3 protein-coding genes are annotated in these 2,838 nt (G+C 50.1%); all 3 read right to left on the bottom strand.

Annotation, left to right across the window (positions count from 1 at the left end; genetic code table 11):
* On the bottom strand, positions 1-1,289 hold a 1,289-nt coding region (gene rseP, locus ACTHY5_RS11765), incomplete at its 3' end, for a sigma E protease regulator RseP (RefSeq protein ID WP_441879932.1).
* Positions 1,289-2,479: a 1-deoxy-D-xylulose-5-phosphate reductoisomerase gene (ispC, locus tag ACTHY5_RS11760; protein WP_441879935.1), complete on the bottom strand. Its 1,191-nt coding sequence runs from the start codon at positions 2,477-2,479 to the stop codon at positions 1,289-1,291. The genes rseP and ispC, both read right to left, overlap by 1 nt.
* A partial coding sequence (locus ACTHY5_RS11755; RefSeq protein WP_441879929.1) for a phosphatidate cytidylyltransferase occupies positions 2,479-2,838 on the bottom strand: 360 nt, incomplete at its 5' end. The genes ACTHY5_RS11755 and ispC, both read right to left, overlap by 1 nt.

The following is a 2,838-nucleotide window of genomic DNA, read 5'->3' as shown; positions in this document are numbered from 1 at the left end:
CCTACTTTAAAACCCACTTCCTGTATCTTTTCGGGCACAGGACGACCAGTCACCGCTTCAATGATATAAAACAACAAATGACCACCGTCTAACACCGGCAAAGGCAATAAATTAATAATGCCTAAATTAACACTCACCAGTGCCATAAAACCTAAAAAGTACACCAAACCATAATCGGCCGTTGCACCGGCGCCCTTGGCAATTGAAATAGGGCCACTTAAATTATCTACCGACACCACACCTGTCACTAACTTACCCAACATTTGAAAAGTAAGTACCGTTAAATCCCAAGTGCGCTCTACACCAGCTCCCACAGCGGCAAAAAGGCCATAGCGCATATCAAAGCGATATTCATCCGCCACAGGTAACACTTTAGGGGCTAAACCGGCATAGCCAATAACGCGCTCGCTGCTCTCGTGACGAGCAGGGGTCAGTATCAAGCTGAGTCTCTGACCATCGCGCAGCACATCCAGTTCCAATTCTTTTTCAGGCGCGGCTTGTACCTTGCTAACCAACTGCTGCCAACTGCTTAAAGATTCGCCATTAATCGCCTGTAATACATCACCATTCTTAATGCCAGCCAAGCCTGCAGGGCCATCTTCTAACACCTGCGCCACAGTAAGGGTTAACTTAGGCCCCACGGGCACTAACCCTAACGCCCCCATGGGGGATTGTTGGTCTGGGTTAAACTCCCAGCCAATTAAATTAATGCGCGCCTGCTGAGTGACACCGGCACTATTTTTCACAGAAAATTCAGTGCTGTCATCCCCTAAACGGCCGATAAGCGCAAAATTCACTTCTTCCCAAGTGCGTACCCTTTTACCATCAATGGCTTGAATTTCCATCCCCGGCAGTAACCCAGCCTCCGCAGCGGGTGATGAAGCCGTTACATCATTTAGCACCGGCTTAACTGCCGGCACGCCAATTAAAAACATCAACCAAAAAGCAAAAATGGCAAACACAAAGTTTGCCATGGGGCCCGCCACCACCACCGCCATGCGGGCCCATACCGACTTATGGTTAAACGCTTGGCCTTGCAGTGCTTCTGGCACGTCTTCTATGCGGCTGTCGAGCATTTTCACATAACCGCCCAACGGGATCATGGCCAGTACATATTCGGTGCCGTCTTTGCCAATACGGCGCCAAATAGCTTTACCAAAGCCAATAGAAAAACGCTCTACTTTAATGCCATTGCGTCTGGCCACCCAAAAATGACCAAATTCATGTACGGCCACTAACACACCAAGCGCTACAATAAATGCGCCCAAGTTCCACAAAAAGCCGCCCATTACCGCTTCCTTATTTCTGCTGTTGCACAGTCTCGTGCTCGAATATCTTGCGCTATTATGTCATCTAAATGACTCACTTGCGTACTGCCTAACTGCTGCATTACCGCTTCATTCACTTCAGCAATCCCCATAAACCCTAATTGACCGGCTAAAAAAGCGGCCACTGTTACCTCATTGGCCGCATTTAATGCTGTGGTAGCCCCTTGGCCGCTAGCACAGGCGTCTATAGCCAACTGCAAACAAGGATAACGCCCCATATCAGGCGCCATAAAACTTAAATCACTAAGCGTACAAAAATCGAGTGGCGCCACGCCCGAAGCAATCCGGTTAGGATACGCTAAGGCATGGGCAATGGGGGTCATCATATCGGGCTGACCTAACTGCGCCAATACCGAGCCATCGGAATATTGCACCATAGAATGCACCACAGATTGAGGGTGCACCAACACCTGTATTTGTTTAGGCGCGGCATTAAATAACCAACGCGCTTCTATATACTCCAAGCCTTTGTTCATCATGGTGGCGGAGTCGACCGAAATTTTCGGCCCCATAGACCAGTTAGGGTGCGCAATAGCTTGAGCCGGTGTTACCGCTGCCAAATCAGCAATAGGCGTATAACGAAACGGACCACCCGAGCCGGTAAGCAAAATTTTACTCACCCCAGCTGTGGTTAAGCAACCGCGACCCGGGTTTTGCTGAAGCGCATCCGGCAGACACTGAAAAATCGCATTATGTTCACTGTCTATTGGCAACAACTCGGCACCACAGCGGTGCACACTATCAATAAATAGCTCACCGCTCATTACCAAGGCTTCTTTATTAGCCAGCAACACCCGCTTGCCCGCCTCTACCGCAGCCAAAGTAGACAGCAAGCCCGCCGCCCCCACAATAGCCGCCATAACGGTAGTCACTTCAGGCTCGCGCGCCACCTCACACAATGCATTAGCACCACTTAGCACCTGAGTGCTAACACCTAACAACGCCAACTCTTGACGCAAACTACGCGCAGCGACCTCGTCAACCATTACCGCATAACGTGGCACAAACTCCAGACAATCTTTAACCATGGCCGTCACATTACTGTGAGCACTCAAAGCAAATAGTGAAAATTGCTCTGGGTGTTGGCGCACCACCGCCAAAGTACTTTGACCAATAGAGCCAGACGCCCCTAATACAGTGAGCGTTTGCATCATCCTAACAACCACACCACCACCACAAACACCGGCAGTGCCGCAGTTAAACTGTCAATGCGATCCATAATGCCACCATGGCCGGGCAAAATATTACCTGAGTCCTTTAAGCCCGCCTCGCGCTTAAACATACTCTCGGTTAAATCCCCCAACACAGATGCCAACACCGCCACCACAGAGGCAATTAACAACACCTGACTGTGCCCCGGCGCCAAATTAACACTCTGAGTTACAATAACCGCCAACACAGTTGCTGCAACCACGCCCCCCAACATGCCCTCTAGGGTTTTACCCGGGCTAACATTGGGGCATAACTTGCGCTTACCAAAAGCTTTACCAGCAAAATACGCACCCGTGTC

The organism is Oceanisphaera sp. (assembly GCF_052084945.1).
In the GTDB taxonomy this organism is placed as follows: Bacteria; Pseudomonadota; Gammaproteobacteria; order Enterobacterales; family Aeromonadaceae; genus Oceanimonas.
This window is presented reverse-complemented; position numbering and strand designations above follow the sequence as displayed.

Excerpts from the sequence above, each read along its gene's own strand:
- ispC (WP_441879935.1), bottom strand. The coding sequence starts at position 2,479 with ATGCAAACGCTCACTGTATTAGGGGCGTCTGGCTCTATTGGTCAAAGT.